This is a genomic window from Pseudomonas sp. GZD-209 (assembly GCF_049310485.1).
GTDB classification, from domain to species: Bacteria; Pseudomonadota; Gammaproteobacteria; order Pseudomonadales; family Pseudomonadaceae; genus Aquipseudomonas; species Aquipseudomonas sichuanensis.
The window spans coordinates 1-20372 of the sequence record NZ_JBMOWQ010000012.1 but is presented as its reverse complement, the minus strand read 5'-3'; the positions used below and the strand labels follow the sequence as shown (position 1 = coordinate 20372).

The window sequence follows — 20372 nt, the reverse complement described above, 5'->3', positions numbered from 1 at the left end:
CCGCCGCCAACCCCCCCCTCCTCTTCCCTCCCCCCCCCCCCCCCACCCCCCCCCCCCCCCCCCCCCCCCCCGGAACAGTTCGGGATGGCTCATGCGACAGTCCAGCAGCCGGGCGATCAGTGCCTGCTTGATGCGCCCGTCCTGCCAGTGGCCAAGCAGTGCGGCCAGGGGCGTGCTGGCGTCCAGGCTGGCACGCCTTGCAGCGTAGTCCACCGGGCGACGATTGTCCGGGTCGACCAGGCTGAAGTCCCAGTACTCGTTGCCCTGGTACAGGTCGGGCACGCCCGGCGTGGTCATGCGCAGCAGGCATTGCGCCAGGCTGTTCAGCGCGCCGGGGCAGGCGATCTGCCGCGCCGCCTCGTGCAGTGACTGGCGCAGCTGCTGGTTCTGCGCGTCCAGCAGCAGGCCGTTCACATAGGCGGCGCAGGCCTGTTCATAAGCCTCGTTCGGCGCCGCCCAGCTGCTGCGCAGCTTGGCCTCGCGCAGGGCCTTTTGTTGCCAACCGCCGATGCGCTCGGCGTAGTGGCGCAGTGCGTTGGCGTCATGCAGGTCGAGCGCCAGCGGCCAGCTGCCGAGCAGGGTCTGCCACAGCAGCAGCTCATCGCCCGGGCCGGGCGCGGCGCCATCCTCCAATGCCTCGCGCAGCGGCGCCGCCAGTTCGCGCCAGTGCTCCACCCGGCTGGCCAGCCAGGCCCCGCGCTCGCTGAGCACCGCCAGGCGCGCCCGGCAGTCTTCGCCACGCTTGTGATCGTGGGTGGCGGTGGTCAGCAGGTTGTCGGGGAAGTCGCGCAGGCGGCGCTGGGCTTGTGTGTGAAACCACCCTGGGTCGGCACTGAAACGCTCGGCCTCGAAGCCCACATCGTTGCGCGACAACAGCCGGGCGCTGCGGTAGAACGCGGTGTCTTCCACGGCCTTGGCGGCGGTTGGCGCGGTCAGTTGCTGGAAGCGCACGCAGGCGTGACGCAGGTGCTTGCGTGGTCGGCCCGGGGGCAGGCGTCGCCAGGGCTGGCCGCCGAGCCACTGCGCCAGGTGCTCGAGCAGCGGCCAGTCGGCCTCGCTCAGTGACTGGCGGGCATCCGCGAGCGCTTGCTGGAAGAACCCCTCGTCCTCGGCCGGGCGTCCACAGGCGTTGATGTAGGTGCGGTACACCGGGTAGTGCTCGGCCAGCGCCTGTAGCGCGCGGCGGATGGCACCGAGGGTGAGGTCACGGGTCATCAGGTCGTCGCGGGCCACCTGCAGCAAGGCCAGGGCCACCGACTCGCAGTCGCCGGCCAGGCCGGCGTTGAGCACCAGGTGGCGAGCCTCGCGCACTTCCTCGGCAAATGCCGGCCGTTCGCTGACGGCGCTCCACAGCTCGGTCAGCGGTGCCTCGCCCGCCGGGTCGTGTTGCAGCAGCGAGATCTGGTTCATGAACTCGTAGCCGGTGGTGCCGTCGGTGAGCCAGTCGCGGTGCAGGTGTTCATCGGCGCCGAGGATTTTCTCGACGTAGATCGGGAAGTGCTCCACACCCGCCTGCAACGGTCGGCGCGCCAGCAGCCCGTCGACCCGCCGGCGCAAGTTGCGGCAGTAGCGGCGCGGGTCGGCCAGGCCGTCGATATGGTCGATGCGCAAGCCATCCACCAGCCCGCGCTCGATCAGCTCGAACAGCTTGGCGTGGGTGGCCTCGAACACCACCGCACGCTCCACCCGCAGGCCGCCCAGTTCATTGATGTCGAAAAAGCGCCGCCAGTTGATGTCGTCGGCGGCGGTGCGCCAGCTGGCCAGGCGGTAGGTCTGGCGCTCCAGCAACTGGTGCAGGCGCTTGAAGCCGGCTTCGGTGCGGCTGTCGAAGGCGGCCAGGGCGCCTTCGAGGCTGGCCCCGGCCTCGACCACCAGGGCCAGGTCGCGGTGCAGCGCCACGGCGTCGGCCAGCGGTTCGGCGGCCTCGTGCAGGGCGCTGAAGTGTTGGGCCAGGGCCTGCAGCCGTGGGTCTTCGGCACGGCCGAGAATGCGCCCGTAGTCCAGTGGGCAGATCGGGAAACGATGCGCGTGATGGGCGACCTCGAACCGGCCATGCTCGGCGTCGAAGGTCAGGGGCATGTCACCGTTGAGCAGCGCCACGCCATAGTCGCTGCCGAGGAACGGCAACAGCAGTTGCCCGGCCAGCAGCGGGTCGCTGGAGTGCCACTGGATATCGAAGAACTCGGCATAGGGGCTGCGTCGGCCCCAGGCCAGCAGACTCTGCCACCAGGGGTTGTCGGCGCCGCCCACGGCCATGTGGTTGGACACCGTGTCGAGGATCAGGCCCATGCCATGCTGGCGCAAGGCGGCCACCAGGCGCTCCAGCGCGGCCTCGCCGCCCAGCTCGGGGTTGACCCGGGTCGGGTCGACCACGTCGTAGCCGTGGCGCGAGCCTGCACGGGCGGTCAGGATCGGCGAGGCATATACATGGCTGATGCCGAGCTGGGCGAAGTAGGGCACCAACGGCGTCGCGTCATCCAGGGTGAAGTCGCTGTGCAGCTGCAGGCGCAGGGTGGCGGTTAGCGGCTTCATCGATCACGCTCCCAGGCTTGTTCGCGGGCCTGGGCCAGCAGCTCCAGGCGCCGCGCTGCGTCCTCGTCGTCGAGCAGCTCGAGGGCCGTGGCCTTGAAGCGGCGCCGCCAGTTGGGGTGGCCAGCGGTGGTGCCGGGCAGGTTGGGTTGCTCGTCGCAGCCCAGCAGGTCCTCCAGCGGTACCAGCACCAAGGGGGCGCGGGTGTGGCCGAGGTAACGGATCGCCGCGTCGATCAACGCCCGGTCGTCCGGCAATGGGCCGTAGTTGTGCTCGAGGGTGCGACGCAGGCCGTCGCGCTCCAGCGCCCGGCTATCGCGCCAGTGCCCTTCGCTGGTGGCGTCGATCAGTTGCAGGCGGTTGTGCCAGTCGATGTCACGGGCTTGCAGCCAGCCGGCCAGCGGCGCCAGGTCATGGGTGCCGGTGGTGGCCAGGGCGTTGTCCGGCCAGTCGAGGATCGGCTTGAAGCGCCCGGGCGCATCCTGCTCGAAGGGCAGCACGCGCATGCCCAGCACGGCCTTGGCCGCCAGGCGCTCGCGCAGGCCTTCGGGCACGGTGCCCAGGTCCTCGCCGAGGATGATCGCCTGGTGCCGTACCGATTCCAGGGCCAGCAGGCGCAGCAGGTCGTCGAGCGGGTAGTTGAGGTAGGCGCCCTCGCGGGCAGTGGCGCCACGGGGGATCAGCCACAGCCGGCGCAGGCCCATCACATGGTCGATGCGCAGGCCGCCGGCATGGGCCAGGTTGGCCCGCAGCATCTCGATGAAGGCGCGGTAGCCGTTGCGTTTGAGGCCTTCGGGGGAGAAGGCGCAGATGCCCCAGTCCTGCCCCGCGCGGTTGAGGATGTCGGGCGGTGCGCCGACCTTGAGGTCGGCCAGCAGTTCGTCCTGGCGGCTCCAGGCCTGGCTGCCGGCGCCGTCGGCGCCCACCGCCAGGTCGGCGATCAGGCCGATCGCCATGCCGTTGCTGCGCGCCGCGTCCTGGGCGCGTTGCAGGCTGCGTTCGCTGAGCCACTGGCAGAACGCGTGGAATTCGACACGGGCCGGGTAGGCGGCGGCGAAGGCTTCGACTTCCGGGTGATAGGGGTCGTGCCAGGCCTTTGGCCAGTTGCGCCAATCGGCGCCCAGGCCCTGGTCCACCGCCTCGCTTTGCAGCACTTCGAAGCGGCAATGGTGTTCGAGCCGTTCGCCGCCGGCCTCGCGGAAACTGGCGAAGTCTGCGCGCAGCGGGTGGTCGCCCTGGCTGAAGTCCTGGTACAGCGCTTCCAGCAAACGCTGGTGGGCCTTGGCGGCGCGTGGCCAGTCCACCAGTGGCTGTTGCTGCAGGTCTTCCAGTGTCTGCGCAAGCCCGCAGGCCTCGATGGCCATGCGCACGGCGCGTTCGCCCAGCAGGGCTGCGGGGCTGGCGTACAGCGCGTTGAGCAACAGCCGGCTGGACGGTGAATAGGGGCTGAAGTGCTGTTGGTCGAAGGCCGACAGCGCGTGCATCGGGCTGATCGCCAGGGCATCGGCGCCGCGCTCGGCGGCACTGCGCGCCAACTGCTCCAGCGCCAGGCAGTCGCCATAGCCGCCATCGTCGGGGCGGCGCAGGCTGTACAACTGCACCGCCAGGCCCCAGCAGCGCGGTGGCGGTTCGCTAATGGCATCTTCGAGCGCGTGGCAGCGCTGCGGCGCCACGGCGAGGGTGAAGGTGCGGCCGTCGATGGCCAACTGGTGATAGCCGGTCGGCAGCCCACCCGGCAGGCGTGCTTGGGCGTCCAGCACCAGCGTGCGCTGGCTGGCGTCCTCCAGGGTGCAGTGCACCTGGCTGCCGGCGCTGAACCAGCGTTGCAGGCCGAGGGGCTGGTCGACATCGACGGTCAGCAGCGGGGGCAGGTGTTCGCTGTCTTCGGCCTGCTCGACCAGGCGCAGGCTGCTGGCGATGGCCTGGTCGTCGTCAGCGGGGTGGCCAAGGGCTTGCAGCACATGGCGCAGCACCTCGTCGCTGACCTGCTGCGGGCGGTTGTTGGCGTCGATCCAGTCGCGGGCCAGGCCGACGCGGGCGGCCAGGCGGTGCAGGGGCTGTTCGCTCATGGCGTCTCCGGTTCGGGGGGCAGCAGGCTGACCACGCAGCTGTGCGCGGCGAGTGTCGAGTCGGGGTGGGCGTTGTCGCTGCTGTCGTACAGGTGCAGCGCCTGGGCCGGCAGTTGCACGGCCTGGGGCTGGGCGCCGAGGTTGAGGTCGATACGCAGCTGCTGGCCGTTGCCCAGGCGCCAGCGTGCGGTGAGTGCCTTGTCGCCCAGCACCTCGGTGCCGAGTGCGCGGGTGCCGGGCAGGTGCGGGATGAGGTGGCGTTTACGCAGGTCGAGCAGTTGCTGATAGAGGCCGTGCCAGCCGGCCAGCACGTCCTTGTGCTGCGGCCGGGAACGTTCGAAGGTGGTTTCGGCGTTGGGGTCGGGGATCTGTTCGCGTCTGGCGGGGTCGGCGAAGGCGTCGAAGTGGGCGAACTCGCCACGCCGGCCCTCGCGCACGGCATCGGCCAGCGCGTCGTGGAAGTCGGTGAAAAACAGGAACGGCTTGCAGCTGCCGTCGTCGTCGCCCATGAACAGCAGCGGGATCATCGGCGCCAGCAGCAACAGCCCGGTGGCCGCGCGCAAGGCCTGGGGCGGGCAAAGGCGGGTAAGGCGCTCGCCCAGGGCGCGGTTGCCGACCTGGTCGTGGTTTTGCAAAAACAGCACGAACGCGCTGGGTGCAAGGTGGCCGCTGGGTTCGCCCCGTGGCGTGCCATGGCGGTTGGCCTGGCCCTGGAACACGAAGCCTTCGGCCAGGCAGCGTGCCAGCTGGTCGATCGGCCGCTGCTGGTAGTCGGCGTAGTAGCCTTCGGTTTCGCCCGTCAGCAGCACGTGCAAGGCGTTGTGGCCGTCGTCGTTCCACTGAGCATCGAAGCCCTGTTCCAATAGCGCGGCCTGGTTGTGTTCGTTTTCCAGCACCAGCCAGATCTGCCGGCCCGGCGCTACCGCCGCGCGCACCCGCTGCGCCAGTTCGACGAGGAAATCCGGCTGGTCGATGGCGTGCACCGCATCCAGGCGCAGGCCGTCGCAGCGGTAGTCGCACAGCCACATCAGCGCGTTCTGGATGAAGTACTCGCGCACCGCTGGCCTGCGAAAATCGATGGCCGCGCCCCAGGGCGTCTGCCGGTCCTGGCGAAAGAACGGGCTGGCGTACTGGTGCAGGTAGTTGCCGTCCGGGCCGAAGTGGTTGTAAACCACGTCCACCAGCACCATCAGGCGGTGGCCGTGGGCTTGGTCGATCAGTGCGCACAGCTCCTGCGGCGTGCCGTAGCTGTGCTGTGGGGCGAACGGCAGCACGCCGTCATAGCCCCAGTTACGCTCACCGGGGAACTGGCCCAGCGGCATCAGCTCGATGGCGCTGATGCCCAGCGCGGCCAGGCGTGGCAGCGTCTCGGCCACGCCGCTGTAACCGCCGAGCAGGCCCACGTGCAACTCCTGGATCACCGCCTCGTGCCACGGGCGGCCCTGCCAGGGGTGTTGCCATGGGTAGCCGGCAAGGTCCACCAGCTCACTCGGCCCCTGCACGCCCTCGGGCTGATAGCGCGAAGCCGGGTCGGCCACCTTGAGCTGCCGGTCGATCCGCAGCTGATACCGCTCACCGGCCTGGCAGGGGGCAACGCCGACGTACCAACCGTCATCAACGGGCGACAGCTCAACGGCGGGCTGCCGCTCGACTTCCACGCTCACGCTGCGCGCATCCGGCGCCCAGAGGGCAAAGCGCGCCGACGTGGCGTCCACTACCTGCGCGCCATGCCTGTGCATCGTCCGCTCTCCGCTCAGTAGTGGGCGATCTGGGTCTGCCTGACCAGGTCCTCGTACAGCCGCGCGTAGGGTTCCACCGCCTGGCACCAGTTGAAGGGCTGGGTCATCGACAGGCAGCGCATGGCGTTGAGCAGGTGCTTCTTGCCGTACACATAGAAGGCGCGGCTCAGCGCTTCGCGGTAGCTGTCCAGGGTCGAGTCGTTGAACAGGAACCCGGTGACGCCGTTCTCGATGGTGTCGGCCAGCCCGCCGGTATTGCGCGCCACCGGCAGCGAGCCGAAGCGTTGCGCGTACATCTGGCTCAGCCCGCACGGCTCATAGCGCGATGGCATCAGCAGAAAATCGCTGCCGGCGAACATCCGCCGGGCATCGGTTTCGTTGAAGCCGATGCGCACGCCGATACGGCCCGGATGACGCAATGCCAGCTCGCGCATGGCCTGTTCTTCTTCGGGCTCGCCACGGCCGATGATGGCGATCTGGCCGCCTTGCTCGACGATGTAGTCGGCCACGCCCAGGGTCAGGTCCAGGCCTTTCTGGTAGACCAGCCGCGAGACCACGGCGAACAGCGGCCCCTTGGACGCGTCCAGGCCGAACAACTCGCGTACCTGCTGGGTGTTGCGCGCCTTGCCGTCCCAGTCGTTGAGGCTGAAGTTGTGCACCAGGTGCCCGTCGGTGGCCGAATCCCAGCTCTCGTCGATGCCGTTGGGGATACCGCCGAGCAAGCCTTGCTGGGCCTTGCTGGCGAGGAAACCGTCCAGGCCGCAGCCGAACTCGGGGGTGGTGATTTCCCGGGCGTAGGTGGCGCTCACCGTGGTGATGTGGCTGGAGTAGGCCAGGCCCGCCTTGAGGAACGACAGCTTGCCGTAGAACTCCATGCCTTCCTGTTGCATGGCGTGGTCGGGGATCGCCAGCTCCGGGCTGCAGGCGCGGCTGTACACACCCTGGTAAGCCAGGTTGTGGATGGTGAACAGGGTCGGGGTGCTCAGCCCGCGCCAGTGCATGTAGGCCGGGGCCAGGCCGGCCGGCCAGTCGTGGGCGTGCACCAGGTCGGGGCGCCAGTGGGCCATGCCTTCACCGGCGGCAATTTCTGCGGCGGCCAGGCCCAGGCGGGCGAAGCGGATATGGTTGTCTGGCCAGTCGCGGCCGTTGTTGGCGCCGTAGGGGGTGCCTTCGCGCTGGTACAGTTCGGGGCAGATCAGCACATAGATCACCAGGCCATCGGCCAGGTCCATGCGGCCGATCTTGCACGGTGGCAGTGCCGCGTGGCCGCCCAGTTCACCGACGATATGGATGGGGTTGTCGCTCTCCATCACCTGGGGGTAGCCAGGGATCAGCACCCGCACATCGTGCAGGTGGGCCAAAGCCCGCGGCAGGGCGGCGGACACGTCGCCCAGGCCGCCGGTCTTGACCAGGTCGGCGATTTCCGAAGTGACGAACAGGACCTTGCGCTTGTTGGGGTTGTGCTGGCGCTGGGCGCCGGGTGCCTTGACTGTCGGGGCGAGGCTGGGTGGCAGCGGCTCGCGGCTATCCGATTTGAATGCATCTACGTGAGGTTCGACAGCGGCACTGATCATACTTCTCTCCGTCCCTTGTTTTTGCGGGTGCGGGCACCCGTTGCGTTATTTCGTGCTGGTTCTCTCTGATCGGTGGTGCATCTTCGTAGTGCGGTCCTTGCCCGATATCGGTGCGCGCAGGCACGGCACGCTCGGCAATCCGGCCGAAAAGCGTGTAGACGGGTGGGGGTGGGTGGGCCTGGCGTGAGGAAGTCCCTTTGCGTTGGCCTACTTAGCTCCTGACCTGCCCGCATTTCGGAAAGTTCGACTTTTTTACGTCACTTTTTCCGAGCAAAACGCGGGCCGAATCTGGAGTGTAGGGGACGAAACGACATTCTTGTGACTTGCTGGTCATTTTTCTGATGACCGTTCGTCCCCGCAAACGTTGGCGGGTGTTACAAAATTTGTACAGGTAGGGAAGTGCCTGGTCGGCGGGTAGGGCGGGGGGTGAAAACGGGCAGGGCGGGGAGCCGCTCGGCTCCCTGCGCAGGGGCGGTGACTCAGAGGCTGGCGGGCTTGCCTTGCAGGCGGGCCTGTTCCAGCAGTTGGTTCAAGTGCGCCACTTGCTGGCGCAGCTGGTCACGTTCGTCCTTCAGCTGACGCAGTTCATCACGGCGTACGGACACGTAGAGGGTCTGGGTGGGAGTGGCAGGCATCAGGGTACCCATGAGCACACCTCGCAGGGCTGGCTGGTGACAAATCAAAGCGTAGTCGCTTCACGCGGCGCGCATTCTGAATTCTTTCCCTGGCCATGGGAACTTTTTTGTTTATCGTGGTCTCGCCGTTCGTCGGTGAACCCTCTGCGGGTACGCTGGACTAATCTGAAATCCTTAACGGCTGTAATCCATTTCTAACGGGAGCGTCACCACATGCAACTGGGAATCGTCGGGCTGGGCCGCATGGGCGGCAATATCGCAAGGCGGCTGATGCGCGCCGGCCACCGCACCGTGGTGCATGACCGCAACCGTGAAGCGATCACCGGGCTTGAGGGCGAGGGCGCGCAAGGGGCCCACGACCTTGGCGCGCTGGTGCAGAAGCTCAAGGCGCCGCGCGCGGTGTGGGTCATGCTGCCGGCGGGCGAGCCCACCGAGCAGACCATCGCCCAGCTGGCCGAACTGCTGGAGCCGGGCGATGCGATCATCGACGGCGGCAACACCTTCTATAAAGACGACATGCGCCGCGCGGCCGAGCTGGCCAAGCGTGGCCTGCATTACCTGGACGTGGGCACCTCCGGTGGCGTGTGGGGCCTGGACCGCGGCTACTGCATGATGATCGGTGGCGAGAAGGAGGTGTTCGAGCGCCTGGAACCGCTGTTCAAGGCCCTGGCCCCCGGCGTCGGCGACATCCCCCGCACCCACGGGCGCAGCGGTGAGCACGAGCGCGCCGAGCACGGCTACATCCACGCCGGCCCGCCGGGCGCCGGCCACTACGTGAAGATGGTGCACAACGGCATCGAGTACGGCCTGATGCAGGCCTACGCCGAAGGCTTCGACCTGCTGCGCAGCAAGGGCGGCGACGAACTGCCCGAAGACCAGCGCTTCGACCTCAACCTGACCGAGATCGCCGAAGTGTGGCGCCGTGGCAGCGTGGTCACCTCCTGGCTGCTGGACCTGACCGCCGACGCCCTGGTTGCCGACCCACAGTTGTCCGCGTTCAGCGGTTCGGTGTCTGACAGTGGCGAAGGGCGCTGGACCATCGATGCCGCCGTGGAGCAGGCAGTGCCGGTGCCGGTGCTGTCCAGCGCGCTGTTCGCCCGCTTCCGCTCGCGCCAGCAGCAGGGTACTTACGGTGACAAGATCCTCTCGGCCATGCGCCTGGGCTTCGGTGGCCACGTCGAGAAGAAAGGCGAATGACCAAACCAAACATCCCTGCCGCTCCACCCTGCACCCTGTTCCTGTTCGGCGCCAACGGCGACCTGGTCAAGCGCCTGCTGATGCCGGCGCTGTACAACCTGAGCCGTGATGGCCTGCTGGACCGCAACCTGCGCATCGTCGGGGTCGATCACAATGCGGCCAGCGCCGAAGCGTTCGCCGAGCGCCTGCATGCCTTCATGCTGGAGCGTGACCAGGGCCGCGAAGGCAGCGAGCGCTGCCTGGACGACAAGCTCTGGGCGCGCCTGGCCAAGCGCCTGGACTACCAGACCGGCGACTTCCTCGACCCGGCGACTTACCAGGCCCTGGCCAAACGCATCGACAAGACCAGCCACGGCAATGCCATCTTCTACCTGGCCACCTCGCCACGCTTCTTCCCGGAAGTGGCCCAGCGCCTGGGCGATGCCGGCCTGCTCGACGAGTCCGCCGGGGGCTTCCGGCGGGTGGTGGTGGAGAAACCCTTCGGCACCGACCTGGCCAGCGCCGAAGCGCTGAACGCCCGCCTACTGAAGGTGATGAACGAGCGGCAGATCTACCGCATCGACCATTACCTGGGCAAGGAGACGGTGCAGAACATCCTGGTCAGCCGTTTTTCCAACGGCCTGTTCGAGTCGTTCTGGAACAACCATTACATCGACCACGTGCAGATCACTGCGGCCGAGACGGTCGGCGTCGAGACCCGCGGCGCCTTCTATGACAGCACCGGCGCCCTGCGCGACATGGTGCCCAACCACCTGTTCCAGCTGCTGGCGATGGTCGCCATGGAGCCGCCGGCCGCCTTTGGCGCCGATGCGGTGCGTGGCGAGAAGGCCAAGGTGATCGGCGCCATCCGCCCGTGGACGACGAAGATGGCACTGAAAAATTCGGTGCGTGGCCAGTACACCAGCGGCAAACAGGGGCGCAAGCCGCTGGCCGGTTACCGCGACGAGCCCAATGTTGGCAAAGACAGCCAGACCGAGACCTACGTCGCCCTTAAAGTGATGATCGACAACTGGCGCTGGGCCGGCGTGCCGTTCTACCTGCGCACCGGCAAGCGCATGAGTGTGCGCGACACCGAGATCGCCATCTGCTTCAAGCCCGCGCCTTATGCGCAGTTCCGCGAAAGCGAGCTGGAGCGGCCCAAGCCCAACTACCTGAAGATCCAGATCCAGCCCAACGAGGGCATGTGGTTCGACCTGCAGGCCAAGCGGCCCGGGCCGGAGCTGGTCATGGAAAACGTCGAGCTGGGGTTTGCCTACAAGGACTTCTTCCAGATGACCCCGGCGACCGGTTACGAGACCTTGATCTACGACTGCCTGACGGGCGACCAGACCCTGTTCCAGCGTGCCGACAACATCGAGAACGGCTGGCGCGCGGTGCAGCCGTTTCTTGATGCCTGGGCCAGCGAGGCGGGGGAGGTGCATGGGTATGCGGCCGGGGAGGATGGCCCGGAGGCTGGCAACGAGCTGCTGACCCGCGACAAGCGCGAGTGGCACAACTTGGGTTGATGGTTGCCTGCACCGGCCCTATCGCGGGGCAAGCCCGCTCCCACGCTTTGGACCACCCCCAAGGCTTAAGTTGGTGTCCAACTTCTTGGGGGCAGCCCACTTCCGTGGGAGCGGGCTTGCCCCGCGATGAGGCCGACTTGGGCGGAACGACTAGCGCCCCCCAGGCATCCAACCTCAGGCCCACACGCCAAAGGAGCCCGGATGCCTGCCCCCATCGAAGACTACGCCCTCATCGGCAACTGCCGCAGCGCCGCGCTGGTCAGCCGCGACGGCGCCATCGACTGGCTGTGCCTGCCACGCTTCGACGCCCCGGCCGTGTTCGCGGCATTGCTGGGCAACGAAGAAAACGGCCGTTGGCGCATCGCCCCCAGTGACCCGGTGGAGCACTGCACACGCCGCTACCTAGACGACACCCTGGTGCTGGAAACCCACTGGACCACCGCCAGCGGCCGGGCCCGGGTGCTCGACTGCATGCCCCTGGGTGACAGCAACGCCATCGTGCGCATCGTCGAAGGCCTGGCGGGCGCAACCGCGTTCGAGATGGACCTGGTGCTGCGCTTCGACTACGGCCGCAGCGTGCCCTGGGTGGAGAAGATCGACCCGCTGACCCTCAGCGCGGTGGCCGGCCCCGACCGGCTGATACTGCGCAGCAGTGTCGAAGCCCATGGCCAGGACCATCACAGCGTTGCGCGTTTTCGCGTGCGCGCTGGCGAGCGCCAGGTGTTCAGCCTTTGCCACCAGCCCTCGCACCTGCCCGTTCAGCCCGGGTGCGATGTCGATCATGACCTGCAACAGACCATCGCCCAATGGCAGGCCTTCGCCGCCCGCTGCCCGGACGTCGGCCCCTACACCCATCTGGTGCGCCGCTCGCTGCTGACGCTCAAGGCCATGACCTATGCGCCCACCGGCGGCATGGTCGCCGCCGTCACCACCTCGCTGCCCGAGCGCGTGGGTGACGAACGCAATTGGGACTACCGCTACTGCTGGCTGCGTGACGCCACCATGACCCTGCTGGCCCTGATGAACCTCGGCTACTTCGACGAAGCCCAGGCCTGGCGCGAATGGTTGCTGCGCTCGGTGGCCGGCAACCCCGAGCAGATGCAGATCATGTACGGCCTGGCGGGCGAGCGTGACCTGCCCGAGTTCAGCCTGCCCTGGCTGGCGGGCTACGAGCACTCCCGGCCGGTGCGCGTCGGCAATGCCGCCTCCGAGCAGTTGCAGCTCGATATCTATGGCGAACTCGCCGACGCCATGACCCAGGCCATCAAGGGCGGCCTGCCGCGTCATCCGCGCAGCTCTGCCATCGCCCGGCTGATCCTGCCCTATGTGGAAAGCATCTGGCACGAGCCTGACGAAGGGCTGTGGGAGGTGCGCGGCGGCCGTCAGCATTTCGTGCATTCCAAGGTCATGGCCTGGGTTGCCTTCGACCGCGCCGCCAGCCTGGCCGAGACCACCGAGGAAGACCGCGAGCGAGGCAGGCACTACCGGCGCGTTGCCGAGCAGATCCGCGCTGAAGTCTGCGCGCGTGGCCTGGACCCGTCCGGGCAGCACTTCGTGCAGGCCTATGGCTCGACCGAGCTGGACGCCAGCCTGCTGCAGATTGCCCTGACCGGTTTTTTGCCGGCGGATGATCCGCGCTTTCTGCGTACCCTTGAGCAGGTCGAACAGCGCCTGTTGCGCAACGGCCTGCTGCTGCGCTACGACAGCGACAGTTGCAGCGATGGTCTGACGCCGGGGGAGGGTACGTTCCTGGTGTGTTCGTTCTGGCTGGCGGATGTGTATGTGCTGCTCGGGCGTCAGCAGGATGCGCAAATGCTGTATGAGCGGTTGACTGGGTTGTGCAATGACGTCGGGCTGCTGGCCGAGCAGTACGACCCGGTGGGTAAGCGGATGCTGGGGAATTTTCCGCAGGCGTTCAGCCATATCGGGATTATCAATACGGCGTTGAATCTGCACCGGGCGCGGTGTCCGGTGCGGGATAGGGCGCATAGGGCTGATCGGGATAGTGGGTGAGGGCTACCAGGTGCTCGCCGGAGGATTTGCAGCGCCTATCAGATCGAGCGCCGCCCGCGCGGCGCTTCGCGGGTAAACCCGCTCCCACAGTTTGTTTCGGGCCAATGAGTCCTGTGAAAGTACCGGCGCCTGCCTTGGTGCATGCCTTGAGTCATGCGGGGCGGCGGCAACGCCCACACTGAAACCGAGTCGTATCAACAAGGCTGACCAGGTGATGGCACAGGAGAGACTGGCCCGAAACAAACTGTGGGAGCGGGTTTACCCGCGAAGCGCCGCTCGATCTCATAGGCGCTGCAGCTCTATCGCCAGGCACCTGGTGGCCTTCACCCTGTCTCCCGCCCTGCACCTGGTAGCCCAGACTCAATCCGAAGACGAGCACCAGATCGCTATGACATGATGACCGGCCCCGCGCACATCTACTCCCGCATCGAAAAGGACTGCCCAATGACTTCATCGCCCCCCGACGGCCTGCCGGTCTACCGCCTGATCACCGGCAAGGACGACGCCAGCTTCTGCCAGCGCATTTCGCAACTGCTCGCCTTGGGCTACAAGCTGCATGGTTCGCCCAGCGTCACCTTCGATGCCAACCTGGGCCACGTGATTGCCGCCCAGGCGGTGCTGTGGCCGCCGGTGAAGGAATGAGCGCAATCACCCTGCGACAGGCCGTCGTCGAGGATGCCGACGCCATCGCGGCGCTGGTCAACGAAGCCTACAGCCCTTACATCGCCAGAATGGGTCGCAAACCGGCACCGATGCTCGACGATTACCAGCAGGTCGTGCGCGAGGATGATGTGTTCGTTGCCACGCTGGCCTCGCGCATCGTCGGGCTACTGGTCATGCGTCGGGAAGAGCGCGAGCTGCTGTTGGTGAACGTCGCTGTGTTGCCCGCATGCAAAGGGCAGGGCATCGGGCGGATGCTGATGGACTTCTGCGAGGCACATGCCCGCGCCGCCGGGTGTGAAGCCATCCGGCTCTATACCCATGAGCGGATGACCGAAAACATCGCTATCTATGCCCGACTGGGCTATCACGAGACGCATCGGGCGGCGCAGGACGGGTTTGAGCGGGTGTTCATGCGTAAGTCATTGCTATAACCACGGCCTGCGCATTACTTGTGGGGCCGGCTTACCGGCGAACAGGCCAGCACAAGAAGGTCACTGCAAAGCGTCCCCCGCTACCTTGGCCTTCCCACCAACGCCGCCCCCGCACAGGCCGCCGCAATCGCTGCGATCCCCACACATTGCAGCAGGCTCAACGTCTCTCCCAGCACCAGCCAGCCGGCAATCGCCCCGGCAGCCGGCGAGGCGCTGAGCAGCACGCCGAACACGCTCGGCGGCAGGTGGCGCATGGCGAACATGTCCAGCAGGAAGGGCAGGGTGCTGGACAGCAATGCCACCGCCAGCCCCACGGCCAGCACCGTGGGTTGCAGTAGCTGGCTACCAGCCTGCAACGTGCCCAGCGGCACCCCGAGCATCGCCGCCACCAGCATGCCGCTGGCCACCGCCTGGCGGCCATGCACCGCCACTCGCGTGCCCAAGGTCACGTACAGTCCCCAGGCCAGCGCGGCGGCCAGGGCATAGGCCACGCCGCGCAGGTCCAGCCCGTCTGCACCGGCACCCCAGGGCAGCAGCACCAGGCCGAACGCCGACAAGGCGATCCACAACAGGTCGATTCGCCGCCGCGAGCTCAACAATGCAACGCCCAGTGGGCCGATCACTTCGATCGACACCGCGATGCCCACCGGGATGTACAGGAACGCCCGGTAGATCAGCAGGTTCATCAAACCCATCATCAGGCCGTAGCCGACCAGGTCGCGCAGGTTGGCCTGGCGCCAGATGCGCCACGGGCGCAGCACTACCAGTAGAATCAGCGCCGAGATGCCCAGGCGCAGCGCAGCCACGCCTTCCGGCCCCACCAGCGGGAAGATGGCCTTGCCGACGGCGGCGCCCGATTGCACTGACACCAGCCCCAGCAGGGCGGCAAGAATGGGGGTGAATGCCCTCGGGTTGGCTTGGCGCACAACGACCTCCACGCAGATTCGTGGCAGGATTCTACTGCGCCGGCCCCGAAGCATTGGCTGTATAACGCGCCGCAGGATGAGTGAATTGCTTTTTTCGGACCCTGAACATGAATGATTTGCCCAAGCGCCCGCTCGACAGCTTCGACCAGGCGATCCTGCGCATGCTGCAACAGGACAACAAGACCTCGCAGCGGGTGATCGCCGAGGCCATCGGCCTGTCGACCCCCGCCGTGCAGCGCCGCATCACCCAGCTCGAAGCCAGTGGGGTGATTCTTGCCAATACCGCCGTCATCGCCCCGGAAGCGCTGGGCCAGGAGCTCACCGCCATCGTCGAGTCGCGCCTGTGCGACGACCGCTCGCTGGTGATGGACCGCGCCAAGCGCTACTTCGCTGGAGTACCGGAGGTACAGCAGTGCTACTTCGTCAGTGGCGGGGTGTCGTTCATCATCGTCATGCTGGCGCGCAACGTCGCGCATTTCGAAAAGCTGGTCAGGCAACACTTTGCCGGCAACGACGATATCCAGACCTACCGCACGCTGATCGTGCTGGACAAGGTCAAGGTGGGGTTGGGGGTGGCGTTCCAGGCTGATGCTGGGTAGCAGGAACATATGTGACGCATCGGGTCACACATGATACTTTGCTGTCTGTGACTCATGGGGTCACACTCGCGCCTCTCGCACTGAATGGATACGGCGCGCCCCATGATCATCAGCTTTCGCCACAAAGGATTGCGGCTTTTCCACGAAACGGGCAACACCCGCGGCATCCAGGCTGCCCACGCCCAGCGCTTGAAGCGCCAACTGCAGTTTCTCGATAGCGCTCTCGTCGCCGACGACATGAGTGTGCCGGGCTGGCAGTTGCACCCACTCAAGGGCGAGCTGGCCGGCTTCTGGTCAGTCAGCGTGTCAGGCAACTGGCGGGTGGTGTTTCGTTTTGCGGGTTTCGATGTCGAATTGGTCGATTACCTCGACTATCACTGATCAGGAGGCTTTCCATGGCTATGTTCAACCCGCCTCACCCCGGTGAAACCCTGCGCGAGGACGTGTTACCCGCACTGGGCCTGACGGTAAAGGCCTTCGCTGCGCACCTGGGCTTTTCCCGCGAAGCGCTGTCCCGCGTACTGCATGGCCGGGCGGCCGTCTCTCCCGACCTTGCCGTGCGCCTGGAGATGGCCGGCATCAGCACCGCGCGGCTGTGGCTGACCATTCAGGTCGACTACGACATCTGGCAGGCGCGACAGCGCCAGCAACCAGTAATCACGCGGCTGCACCAGGCGGCCTGAAGCGCCGCGATCAGAAGATATCCGAACGGGTGGCAAGGTGATCAAAACGGCCTATCCTGCCTACTGATCCCGAGGCCAGGGAAAAGGGCCGTGCAGGCCCTTTTGCCTTTTTGATGACAGAAGGAGCCTGCCATGCCCCGCCACGCCGCCAATCCCCAATCCCATGACGCCGGTCTGCTGCGCTGGCTCGGCGAAGCATTCACTGCCACCGAGCGCCAACACATCCTGGTAGAGGCCCTGGCTACCCGTAACAACAGGCTGGTGGATCCCTACAGCAGCGATGATTACCGGGTGACGTTCGATGACGAGCAGGTGCTGATCGAGCGCCATGACGAAAAGGACCGGCCTGCTGTGCGTGTACCGCTGGACGCATTCATCGCGGCACTGCAGGCAGGGCAGCAGCCCGGCGCCTGACCGGGCTTCCCCCTTTCACACATCGCTGTCACTGACCACGCAGTGCGCGACCCCTTTGACACCACTGGCGTGGGCGCTCACATGGCGCACCTTGAACCCAGGGCTCTGCACCGTGGCCTTGGGCGTCCAGCCATCGCCGTTGTCGACCTGGTAGCTGATCGAACCATCGGCATGCCAGGCCAGGCGCAGGCCGTACTGGTCGTTGCGATTGGGCGCGTTGAGGAAGTGATCGCTGATGACGGCAGTGTCGTTGACGAAGGTGCGCAGGTGGAACGTGCGCTGATCGCTGCCGTTGCTCTGTGGTGAGCTGGACAGGAACAGGGTGTAGTCCTCGCGCTCGTCCTGGGCGGCGGCGAGGATCACCGAGGGCACCCATTTGTCGCCGGTGTGGTTTTCCTCGATGCTCACCTGGCAGGTCAGTTGACCGCGGTCGCCCACGTATTCACGCAGGAAGTTCTCGTAGTGACCGTATGGCACATCGAACGGCAAGCGTTGGCCCGGCGTGCAGCCAAGCAACAGCCCCAGGCCAGCCATACCCACTGTTTTTGCGAGATGCTTCACGTTGCGTTCCTTGCTTTGCGAGGGGTATTTGCCAAGGCTCAGCCGTGCACGGGCCGCAGGAAGCTGCGTTCGTAGCTCTGGATGAAACGCTGCTCGGTGGCCAGGGCGAAGGCGGCGCTGCACTCGGGGTCGGTTTCCGACGCCGTGCGGTACTGCTCGTAGGCGGCCAGGCTGGGGAAGCTGAACAGGGCGTAGGCGACGTTGTTGGCGCCTTCGCTGGGCAGGAAGTAGCCGTGGTGAGTGCCGCCCATGCGATTGACCAGGCCAATCCACAGCTTGCCGTAAGCCTCGAAAGCAGGGATCTGATACGGGTCGATGATGTACTTGAGGTGGCAGGTGATCATTGCACGCAATCCTTTGGGTGAGCCGGGGAGGCTCACCTTACAGGGGGCGGCGGCAGGCGTCGATGGGTGTTACGGCGTGTCCGCCTGGCGCCAGATCAGCTTCTCGGTGGGGTAGCCCTGCTCGCGCGCCCGTTGCAGCAACTGCTCGCGGGTCTGGCTGCTGACCGTCGGGCTGCGCGACAACAGCCACAGGTATTCGCGGTTGGGGTGGCCGACCAACGCCACGCGGTAGTCCGGGTCGTGGTACAGCACCCAGTACTCGCCCTTGGTCAGGTCGGGCGCCAGGCGGCTGAACCAGTTGTCGAAGCGCACCCACAACTTGTCGGTGCGCCCGGGCACCTGTGCCTGGGCGATACCGTGGGCGCTGTTCCACTGGCCGTCCTGTTCCTTGCAGCGGTTGTCGACGTCGATCCGGCCATCCGCGCGCAGCCCATAGCGCGCTTCGGACTGCACGCAATTGCGCTGGAAGAACATCGGCAGCCGCGCCAGCTCGTACCAGGTGCCCTGGTAGCGTTGCAGGTCGACTTGCTGGGTGGTGGGGGGCGGCAGCTGCTGCGCTGAGCTGGAGCAACCGGCCACTGCGAGGGTCAGGCAGGACAGCAGCAAAGCCGTGCGCATCGTCATGGGTACCTCCTGGCAAACTGAAGGGTCACCTGATGTTCGATGCGCAGGCCGGGCAAAAGGTTTTACCGGATCAACGCGAAGTTTCTATGCGCAGCACTTCGGTGTAGATGGCGTCCACCGTCTGGTCGACCTTGAGGTTCTTCATGCGTTTTTGCAGCTCGGGGTCTTCGACCTTGACTACCTGCAGCTTGCCTTCCGGCGGCAGCAGGCTGACTTCGTGGGTGTTGAGGTCGATCTTCTTGATCTGCGAGGTGACCTTCACCTGACGGAAAGCTTCGCCACCGGGGTTGGGGTTGTCCTTGGTGGCGCGGATGGTGCCAGCCTCTTCCGAGGCTTTCGGTGCGCCGCCGACGTTGGTGTTCAGCACGTAGGCCACCGCGCGGGTCACATAGATGTCGACCTTGTCGCCGACCTTGAGGTTGGGCAGGGCCTTGGCTTGTTCCGTGAGCTGGAAGGTCACGTCCTTGTCATGGGGGCCCTTGACGGTGACCTGGCGGTTGGCCTGGTCGATGGCGGTAACCTGCGTGCTGACATGGCTTTCCAGCGCTTCGCTGGCGATGGGCAGTTGGGCGGCATGGGCGGTGAAGCTGGCGGCGGACACTAACGAGGCGAGCGCAATGGCGCGGGCGAGGGAGCGGGTTGGATTCATTGGCCTGTCTTCCTTGTGATCGATACCGGTGAGTGGCATGCGAGGTTCAAGCATAGTCACAGGTTGGCCAGTGTGTGAGCGACCTGGTGTCGCTGTGGCCTCAGGCCAGCGTGTGAGTGGCGGTCAGCCGCTGCGACTTGCCCTGCGATACTGTCGGGACCGGCACCGCATTCTTCGCCGCCAGCACCTCGGCCATCACGCTGACCGCGATCTCCGCCGGGGTCTTGCTGCCGATATGGACGCCGATCGGCCCGTGCAGGCGCTCAAGCGATTGCTCGGTCTCGCCAAAATGCTCGATCAGGCGTTCGCGACGTAGCTGGCTGTTGCGCCGCGAACCGATGGCGCCGACGTAGAACGCCGGGCTGTGCAGGGCTTCGAGCAGGGCCAGGTCGTCGAGCCTGGGGTCGTGGCTGACGGCGATGACGCAGCTGCGCAGGTCGGCCCGGAAGGCCCGCACCACGTCGTCCGGCATGCCCGCGAGGTGCTCGACGCCGGCCAACGCCCAGCTGGCCAGGTACTCCGGGCGCGGGTCGCACACCGCCACGCGAAAGCCGTTGAACAGGGCCATGGTCGCCAGGTATTCGGCCAGCGCGCCGGCACCGATCAGCAGCATGCGGTAGCCGGGGCCGAGGGTGTTGCGCATGTGCTGGCCGTCGAAGCTGAACTGTGCCGGGGTGGCGCTGGCCTGGAGGGTAACGCTGCCGTCTTGCAGGGCAAGGTCGCGGCGTACCAGCTGGCCGCTGTCGAGCTGATCGAGCAAGCGCTGCAACAGCTGGGGCTCGGGGTTGAATTCGAGGATCAGCTCCAGCGTGCCGCCGCACGGCAGGCCGAAGCGGTGCGCCTCGTCGGCGCTGATGCCATAGCGGACCACCTCGGGGGCGCCGGCAGGCAGCCCGGGGCCGCCATGGGCGCTGGTGTAGCGCTGGATCAGGTCGTCTTCGATGCAGCCGCCGGAGACGCTGCCAACCACCCGGCCATCATCGCGCAAGGCCATCATCGAGCCCACCGGGCGCGGCGACGAGCCCCAGGTACGGGCCACAGTGGCGAGCAGCACGCGGTGACTGGCCTTGAGCCAGTCGTGGGCGGTGCGCAGGACCAGCAGATCGATGCTTTCCATGGTGTACGTGGCCTCGGTAACTCATGACAGGTTTTGCCTTCTGTCCCTCGCGGGGGAAAGGGGGGCGGGAGAGAGAAGAGAGCGAACTCGCCCCACAAGG

The 20372-nt window shown here is 66.6% G+C and carries 20 protein-coding genes; 9 read left to right on the top strand and 11 right to left on the bottom strand.

Features of this window, described 5'->3' with window-relative positions:
- From ACO6VM_RS02485 to ACO6VM_RS02465, 5 genes are all read right to left on the bottom strand, one after another.
- Positions 1 to 2532 (bottom strand): malto-oligosyltrehalose synthase (locus tag ACO6VM_RS02485; protein WP_422402713.1); only part of this gene is annotated, 2532 nt, incomplete at its 3' end.
- Positions 2529 to 4598 carry a 4-alpha-glucanotransferase gene (gene malQ / locus ACO6VM_RS02480; RefSeq protein ID WP_422402712.1) on the bottom strand — a complete coding sequence of 690 codons (2070 nt, stop codon included), beginning with the start codon at positions 4596 to 4598 and terminating at the stop codon, positions 2529 to 2531. The genes ACO6VM_RS02485 and malQ, both read right to left, overlap by 4 nt.
- Positions 4595 to 6337, bottom strand: a complete 1743-nt coding sequence (gene treZ, locus ACO6VM_RS02475) for a malto-oligosyltrehalose trehalohydrolase (RefSeq protein WP_422402711.1) — start codon at positions 6335 to 6337, stop codon at positions 4595 to 4597. The genes malQ and treZ overlap by 4 nt, the downstream gene beginning before the upstream one ends.
- Positions 6338 to 6351: 14 nt before the next feature.
- Positions 6352 to 7911, bottom strand: a complete 1560-nt coding sequence (glgA, locus tag ACO6VM_RS02470) for a glycogen synthase GlgA (protein ID WP_422402710.1) — start codon at positions 7909 to 7911, stop codon at positions 6352 to 6354.
- 479 nt (positions 7912 to 8390) lie between these two features.
- Entirely contained in the window at positions 8391 to 8558 is a 168-nt protein-coding gene (locus ACO6VM_RS02465) for a DUF6026 family protein (protein WP_167409825.1), read from the bottom strand.
- Positions 8559 to 8759: 201 nt separating this feature from the next.
- Here ACO6VM_RS02465 and gnd point away from each other — a divergent pair, with 201 nt between their 5' ends.
- The 5 genes from gnd (at position 8760) to ACO6VM_RS02440 (ending at position 14355) form a co-directional block, all read left to right on the top strand.
- Entirely contained in the window at positions 8760 to 9743 is a 984-nt protein-coding gene (gnd, locus tag ACO6VM_RS02460) for a phosphogluconate dehydrogenase (NAD(+)-dependent, decarboxylating) (protein ID WP_110993610.1), read from the top strand.
- Positions 9740 to 11248 (top strand): glucose-6-phosphate dehydrogenase, encoded by a 1509-nt coding sequence (zwf, locus tag ACO6VM_RS02455; protein WP_422402709.1) that lies wholly within the window; start codon positions 9740 to 9742, stop codon positions 11246 to 11248. The genes gnd and zwf overlap by 4 nt, the downstream gene beginning before the upstream one ends.
- Positions 11249 to 11449: 201 nt before the next feature.
- Positions 11450 to 13261, top strand: a complete 1812-nt coding sequence (locus tag ACO6VM_RS02450) for a glycoside hydrolase family 15 protein (protein ID WP_422402708.1) — start codon at positions 11450 to 11452, stop codon at positions 13259 to 13261.
- Positions 13262 to 13705: 444 nt separating this feature from the next.
- Positions 13706 to 13903 (top strand): DUF1737 domain-containing protein, encoded by a 198-nt coding sequence (locus ACO6VM_RS02445; RefSeq protein WP_401057037.1) that lies wholly within the window; start codon positions 13706 to 13708, stop codon positions 13901 to 13903.
- Entirely contained in the window at positions 13900 to 14355 is a 456-nt protein-coding gene (locus ACO6VM_RS02440; protein WP_401057038.1) for a GNAT family N-acetyltransferase, read from the top strand. Before ACO6VM_RS02445 ends, ACO6VM_RS02440 begins: the two co-directional genes overlap by 4 nt.
- An 80-nt stretch (positions 14356 to 14435) precedes the next feature.
- Here the strand turns inward: ACO6VM_RS02440 and ACO6VM_RS02435 are convergent, their stop codons facing one another.
- Positions 14436 to 15281 carry an EamA family transporter gene (locus ACO6VM_RS02435; RefSeq protein ID WP_401057039.1) on the bottom strand — a complete coding sequence of 282 codons (846 nt, stop codon included), beginning with the start codon at positions 15279 to 15281 and terminating at the stop codon, positions 14436 to 14438.
- Positions 15282 to 15388: 107 nt separating this feature from the next.
- On the opposite strand from ACO6VM_RS02435, the gene ACO6VM_RS02430 reads away from it, so the two are divergent.
- The 4 genes from ACO6VM_RS02430 to ACO6VM_RS02415 all read left to right on the top strand — a co-directional run bounded on the left by ACO6VM_RS02430 (position 15389) and on the right by ACO6VM_RS02415 (position 16977).
- Positions 15389 to 15880 (top strand): Lrp/AsnC family transcriptional regulator, encoded by a 492-nt coding sequence (locus ACO6VM_RS02430; RefSeq protein WP_401057040.1) that lies wholly within the window; start codon positions 15389 to 15391, stop codon positions 15878 to 15880.
- Between the two features lie 102 nt (positions 15881 to 15982).
- Positions 15983 to 16261: a type II toxin-antitoxin system RelE/ParE family toxin gene (locus ACO6VM_RS02425; RefSeq protein ID WP_125463547.1), complete on the top strand. Its 279-nt coding sequence runs from the start codon at positions 15983 to 15985 to the stop codon at positions 16259 to 16261.
- A gap of 14 nt (positions 16262 to 16275) precedes the next feature.
- Positions 16276 to 16563, top strand: coding sequence for a HigA family addiction module antitoxin (locus ACO6VM_RS02420; RefSeq protein WP_125463548.1), 288 nt, complete (start codon positions 16276 to 16278; stop codon positions 16561 to 16563).
- 132 nt (positions 16564 to 16695) lie between these two features.
- Positions 16696 to 16977 (top strand): hypothetical protein, encoded by a 282-nt coding sequence (locus tag ACO6VM_RS02415; protein ID WP_401057041.1) that lies wholly within the window; start codon positions 16696 to 16698, stop codon positions 16975 to 16977.
- A 15-nt stretch (positions 16978 to 16992) separates the two neighbouring features.
- Here ACO6VM_RS02415 and ACO6VM_RS02410 read toward each other — a convergent pair whose 3' ends face one another.
- From ACO6VM_RS02410 to ACO6VM_RS02390, 5 genes are all read right to left on the bottom strand, one after another.
- Complete coding sequence (locus tag ACO6VM_RS02410) at positions 16993 to 17538, bottom strand: hypothetical protein (RefSeq protein ID WP_401057042.1); 546 nt, start codon at positions 17536 to 17538, stop codon at positions 16993 to 16995.
- 38 nt (positions 17539 to 17576) lie between these two features.
- Positions 17577 to 17882, bottom strand: coding sequence for an NIPSNAP family protein (locus ACO6VM_RS02405; protein ID WP_401057043.1), 306 nt, complete (start codon positions 17880 to 17882; stop codon positions 17577 to 17579).
- Positions 17883 to 17951: 69 nt separating this feature from the next.
- Positions 17952 to 18506, bottom strand: coding sequence for a lipocalin family protein (locus ACO6VM_RS02400; RefSeq protein ID WP_401057044.1), 555 nt, complete (start codon positions 18504 to 18506; stop codon positions 17952 to 17954).
- Between the two features lie 70 nt (positions 18507 to 18576).
- A complete protein-coding gene (locus tag ACO6VM_RS02395) occupies positions 18577 to 19155 on the bottom strand; it encodes a hypothetical protein (RefSeq protein WP_323831305.1) in 579 nt (192 codons plus the stop codon).
- Between the two features lie 100 nt (positions 19156 to 19255).
- Positions 19256 to 20272: an XdhC family protein gene (locus tag ACO6VM_RS02390; RefSeq protein WP_401057045.1), complete on the bottom strand. Its 1017-nt coding sequence runs from the start codon at positions 20270 to 20272 to the stop codon at positions 19256 to 19258.
- Positions 20273 to 20372: the final 100 nt, after the last annotated feature.